This is a genomic window from Acinetobacter sp. ABJ-A23_2, from assembly GCF_044538765.1.
GTDB classification, from domain to species: Bacteria; Pseudomonadota; Gammaproteobacteria; order Pseudomonadales; family Moraxellaceae; genus Acinetobacter; species Acinetobacter nosocomialis_A.
In genome coordinates this window covers 1-5,536 of the sequence record NZ_JBIUCP010000090.1, presented here as the reverse complement: position 1 = coordinate 5,536, position 5,536 = coordinate 1, and the positions used below count along the sequence as shown (strand labels likewise).

4 protein-coding genes and 1 pseudogene are annotated in these 5,536 nt (G+C 36.1%); 3 read left to right on the top strand and 2 right to left on the bottom strand.

What is annotated here, in order from left to right:
• Together ACH63V_RS17825 and ACH63V_RS17820 are read left to right on the top strand one after the other, a co-directional pair.
• Window positions 1-95 (top strand): annotated as a pseudogene (locus tag ACH63V_RS17825) (hypothetical protein); the annotation flags it as partial.
• A gap of 140 nt (window positions 96-235) precedes the next feature.
• On the top strand, window positions 236-1,114 hold the full coding sequence (locus ACH63V_RS17820; protein WP_396464293.1) for an SDR family oxidoreductase: 879 nt from the start codon (window positions 236-238) through the stop codon (window positions 1,112-1,114).
• 55 nt (window positions 1,115-1,169) lie between these two features.
• On the opposite strand, the gene katE is transcribed toward ACH63V_RS17820, so the two are convergent.
• Together katE and ACH63V_RS17810 are read right to left on the bottom strand one after the other, a co-directional pair.
• Window positions 1,170-3,314 carry a catalase HPII gene (gene katE / locus ACH63V_RS17815; RefSeq protein ID WP_396464292.1) on the bottom strand — a complete coding sequence of 715 codons (2,145 nt, stop codon included), beginning with the start codon at window positions 3,312-3,314 and terminating at the stop codon, window positions 1,170-1,172.
• A 53-nt stretch (window positions 3,315-3,367) separates the two neighbouring features.
• Window positions 3,368-4,777, bottom strand: coding sequence for an iron-containing redox enzyme family protein (locus ACH63V_RS17810; RefSeq protein ID WP_396464291.1), 1,410 nt, complete (start codon window positions 4,775-4,777; stop codon window positions 3,368-3,370).
• A 315-nt stretch (window positions 4,778-5,092) separates the two neighbouring features.
• Here ACH63V_RS17810 and ACH63V_RS17805 point away from each other — a divergent pair.
• A partial coding sequence (locus ACH63V_RS17805; protein ID WP_396464290.1) for a CinA family protein occupies window positions 5,093-5,536 on the top strand: 444 nt, incomplete at its 3' end.

Here is a 5,536-nt window from a genome sequence, read left to right as displayed (position 1 = left end):
TACCTATAGAGAATTGGTTAAATGACACAGGCAACCGATCTATTATTGAAAGTATGATTGATAAAAATAAGGTTAAATTATTAGATATTACTTAATAAACTCTCAATGTTATATTTTTTTACATCCTTATATATAAAATAACAAAGTCAACTTTTTAAAAAAGACTATTTACTCATATTCACGTGCAAATTAATCACTATAGAGGGACTGAAATTTAAATAGAGGTAGTCTAGACATGGAAAATACAACAAATGAGTATCCATCTGCAGTTCCTGCACAAGTTCAACCTCATCAACCAGGTGATCAGGAGAAGATGCATCCTGAACCAGAAATTATTAAAGCATCGCATAAAGGTAGTGAGAAACTAAAAGGTAAAGTTGCTGTCATTAGTGGTGGTGATAGTGGTATAGGCCGTTCCGTTGCCGTGTTGTTTGCTCGTGAAGGTGCCGATATTGCTGTACTGTACCTTGAAGAAGACCAAGATGCCGAAATTACTAAACAGCTTATTGAAAAGGAAGGACAACAATGTCTTTTATTAAAAGGTGATATTTCCGATCCAGACCTTGCAAAACAAAATATTGATAAGGTTTTACAGCATTTTGGTAAAATTAATATTTTAGTAAATAATGCGGGTGTGCAATATCAACAAAAAGAAATTGAAAGTATTAGTAATGAACAATTAGAAAAAACATTTAAAACAAATATTTTTGCCATGTTTTATTTAACCAAAGAAGCCATTCCTTATATGGAGGAAGGCGATAGCATTATTAACACCACCAGTATTACCAGTTACCAAGGTCATGATGAGTTGATTGACTATGCAAGTACTAAAGGTGCAATTACCTCTTTTACTCGTAGTCTATCGAACAATTTAATGAAGCAGAAAAAAGGTATTCGTGTAAATGGTGTTGCACCAGGCCCAATCTGGACTCCCCTTATTCCAAGTAGTTTCGATGCCGAGACTGTCGAAAAGTTTGGTAAAGATACCCCAATTGGTAGAATGGGTCAGCCAAGTGAAGTCGCCCCTGCTTATCTTTTCCTTGCCTCAGATGATGCAAGTTATATTACAGGTCAGGTTATTCATGTAAATGGCGGTCAAATTGTTAATGGCTAATGATATAAGTTAGAAAAAGCCCTGAAAGCGTTTAAACTTTCAGGGCTTTTTTTATTTAAGCCGGTACATGTGCGGCTATTTGTTCTCGTGACCAAACACGGTGTGCTTTAATCAGGTTCTTAAATTTTTCCGCAACATGCTGGAACTCATCTTCAATTAAAGTTCCTTCATCTGCCACTAAACCTAATGGTTCAAGCAAATCAGATTTATTACCTAAAAATACGATTGGCTTTAAGTGCTTATAAGCTTCGAGTAAGTAATGGCGAGCTACCCCATCTTGCATAACCGTATTTAGGTTATCGCCATCCGGAATAATTACCGCATCATAGGCAATTGAAGGCTCAGACATTTGCATGCCATCAGCCACAATAATGTTATCTTTATGATCTTTTACTGGAGCCAAGCTCGGCGCTAGTAAGTGAAGGATTACGCCTTCTTTAATTGCCCAGTTTTTAATAGCCTCCAATGCATCAGACTTCACAAGATTATGAATAAGTACGGCAACTTTTCTACCTTGAATATCTTCAGGTGGGAAAGCTAAAAAAGATAACTTGGCAGATTTTTCAACTGCTGTTTTCTTATAGTTTAGGGTTAAGTCAGGCACTTCAATACCTAAATTTGCCCCTACTTGGCGTGCCAAATCTAAGTCGATATTTGCCAAAATTTGTTGAACTTGACGCTCACGAATATGCTTTCTTTGAACTTTACTTAATTCAAAAGTATAGGCATCGACCACATGTTTTTGTTCATGCGGTGCAAGGCTTTTGTAATATAGTCGCGGTTGAGAGAAATAATCAGAGAACGTCTCACTTCTTTGACGAAGTTTATGTCCACTAATTTTTTCAGGATAACTTTCAAAACCACCATTTGATGCCGCTGGCGGTGTTTCTACTGGCCAATTTCCATCAATTGAGTTTGGTTGATATGCAGCCCGTCCTTTATGAATGGTATGCTGATGAATACCATCACGTTGATTGTTATGGAATGGACACACAGGTTTGTTAATCGGAATTTGGTGGAAGTTTGGTCCGCCTAAACGGCTTAACTGGGTATCTGTGTATGAAAATAGACGTGCTTGTAAAAGTGGGTCATCAGTAAAATCAATACCAGGTACTACATGACCCGGACAGAAAGCAACCTGCTCTGTTTCAGCAAAGAAGTTATCTACATTTCTATTTAAAACAAATCGGCCAATTGGCGTAACAGGAACTAATTCTTCAGGAATAATTTTTGTTGGGTCCAGCAAATCGAAGTCAAAGTTCATTTCATCTTCTTCTTCGACAATCTGCACGCCGAGTTCCCATTCTGGATAAAAACCGTGCTCAATTGCTTCATAAAGATCACGACGGTGGAAATCCGGGTCTTTACCTGCAAGTTTTTGAGCTTCATCCCATACCAGCGCACTTAAACCTTGTTTTGGTGTCCAGTGAAATTTTACGAAATGGGATTTACCTTCTGCATTAATTAAACGGAAGGTATGCACACCAAAACCTTGAATTGAACGTAAGTTACGTGGAATCGCACGATCTGACATTGCCCAAATCACAGCATGTGCAGACTCAGGAACTAAAGACACAAAATCCCAGAAAGTATCATGTGCAGTTGCACCCGTCGGGATTTCTGTATCGGGTTCAGGTTTTACCGCATGCACAAAGTCCGGAAACTTAATCCCGTCTTGCACAAAAAAGACAGGTGCGTTATTTCCCACTAAGTCGAAGTTACCTTCTTGGGTATAAAACTTAATTGCAAAACCACGAATATCACGGACAGTGTCGGCTGAACCACGTGGTCCTTGTACTGTTGAAAAACGTACAAAAATTGGCGTCTGAATAGTTGGGTCTGTTAAAAACCCAGCTTTGGTTAAACGTTCATTTCCTTCATATGCCTGAAAATAACCATGTGCCCCTACACCACGTGCATGCACAATACGCTCAGGTATACGCTCATGGTCAAAGTGGGTGATTTTTTCTCTTAAAATAAAATCTTCCAATAAAGTTGAGCCACGAATACCCGCTCTTAAGCTATTTTGGTTATCCGCTATTTTAACCCCCTGATTGGTGGTTAATGCCTCATTGGTTGCATCATCTCTTACTGTGTCTAACTGTTCAGTTTTCTGGGTAGTATTGGCTTTATTTGCTGCATCGGCGCCAGCCATTTCACTTGTTTTATTAGTTAATTTAGTTTTGTCGTTCATGTCCATTACCTATGTTTTGAAAGTTAAACTTGGGGTTGAAGTTGAAAACGTTTATCAAACTAGTTTTTAAACGTACCTAAATAAGGAAAAAGAAGTTCTACGTATTTACGAGTACTCCAAAGACCAATACTTTTATGATGAGAATCCGGGGCTAGAAATGGGGTAAGTTTGCATATTTTTATTGCAAGATCACTTGATTGCAGCACGCGCTCTTGCAGTGCATCAAGCTCGCCATCAGAGATATAACTAAATAAATAGTCCTGAATACGCTGGCTATTTTTTAGTTCTCTGCTGTATGCCAAGAAGTTAGAAGAATGATCACTACCAGCAATCCAGTCATGAATAATTTGGCGCTCTACAGGGTTAAACACCCCAAACATTTTTCCATTTTCTTCATTAATCATTCGCCAGAACACGCTCTGTTCAGGGTCGGTATTAAACTTAATCCATTTCTGTTCAGTTAAATGAGTGATCAAACCTGCAATATCATCAGGGTTTGATAGCCACTGATTAATGGTTTTGCAGCCAAACTGTCTGGTTTCGTTATGAATTAGCTGCCCGACAAGTGCTTTTCTTTTCAAAATCTTATGAACAAAGTCTTCAAGACTTAAATTCTTGATAATATTTGAGGAAGATTCACCACGGTTATTCAAGGCAAAACCCTGTTTTAACTTGGTAAAGAAAAGCTCTTTATCTCTGTATTTGTTGTAAATATCTTCAATAACTTTAATAGCTTTATGGGCATGGCCATTGTCAATGTTATCAATGGTGATATGTAGATTAAAATATTTAGAATCAATGCCTAATTCGGCAAGCTCATAATTTGAAATTAAAAGATGCAGTGGAAGCTGTTCATATCCTAAATTAAAACCGACCATCTCTGGGATAAACTCAGGCGGTGCATACCCTAGTGCTAGCTGAACGACTGCTTGATGATAGTATTCATCTTCTAAAAGTAAATCGAAGCTGTCGAGTCCGAGACTGCGTAAAAGGTCATCATAAATACAGACATGGTTCGCTTTCGGTTCACCTAAACCAAGTTCTTCCAAATAAGTAATAATGAGCTCATGAAAGACTGGATCATTCCAATAATGCACTGAGCTATATAGCCATGCACCATCGACCTTTTTAGTCGGCGATACTTTTATGAGAAATTCAAATGCCTGAGCAACATTCTGAAAATACTCTCGATCCTGACCAGCTTGTCTACGGTTTAAATATGCCTGAAATTCCTGACAATTTTTTTTATTATCGTTCTCACACCATGTTTTAATCGAATTGATATCTGAAGGAAAATCTATTTCCTTCATCTCTAATTTTTCAATCTCTTTAATCAGAAAATCTCTTGCCTTTTTCTCTTTCTCAAAACTCGAAACATCAGGATCAAGGAAAAAAACAAACAATTCATAATAATTTTGTTGATTATCTTGTAATAAGTCTAATAATCTTTTTTTCACTACAACAGGCATTTTCATTCTCCGTTTGTGAGATATCAATTACCATACGTCACCCGAACTATAATCAAGTTTTAAGTTTGTTATTTTGCGTTATTAAAAATTAAGATAAACTGTATAAATCAAAAAAATTCAAAGATATACAAATTAACGCAAAATTACATTTAAACTTTTAGAATTATTTAAGCTGCTGTTTTTATATAAAATTTGCAAAACTCAATCTAAATTTACATTAATTTCACCATTAAAATTATAAACATTAAAAAAATAACAAAGCAAACTGTTAAATAGTTTTATAACATTTTAAAAACAATTAAAGGGAGAATTAAAATGTTTAATTCATGTTGTAAATTATTAGCAGATGAAAAAATTAAAATTGCTTTTTTTGAAAGCGCATCTGCTGGCTATCTTGCTTATCGTTTCTCTTTGAGTCCTTATTCCGGAGATATTCTTATAGGTAGTCTTGTAAGTTATGACCTTCGTGTAAAGGAAAACACCTTGCATATTTCAGAGCAACTTATTGAAAAATATACAGCCGAATCAATGCAAGTGACTGTTGAAATGATTAAAAAAGGAAAAGAACTTTTGCATGCTGACCTATATGTTGCCTGCACTGGTCTCTTAAAAAAAGGAGGGTCTGAAACAGAGGAAAAACCTGTAGGAACATTCTTTTATTCAATATATTATAAAAATAATTTTTATAATTTTAGACGTGTTTTAAAAGGACCAGCCTTTTTAAAACTTAGAAAGTTGACGTACTATATTACTCAAGAT

Excerpts from the sequence above, each read along its gene's own strand:
- ACH63V_RS17820 (WP_396464293.1), top strand. The coding sequence starts at position 236 with ATGGAAAATACAACAAATGAGTATCCATCTGCAGTTCCTGCACAAGTT.
- katE (WP_396464292.1), bottom strand. The coding sequence starts at position 3,314 with ATGGACATGAACGACAAAACTAAATTAACTAATAAAACAAGTGAAATG.
- ACH63V_RS17810 (WP_396464291.1), bottom strand. The coding sequence starts at position 4,777 with ATGCCTGTTGTAGTGAAAAAAAGATTATTAGACTTATTACAAGATAAT.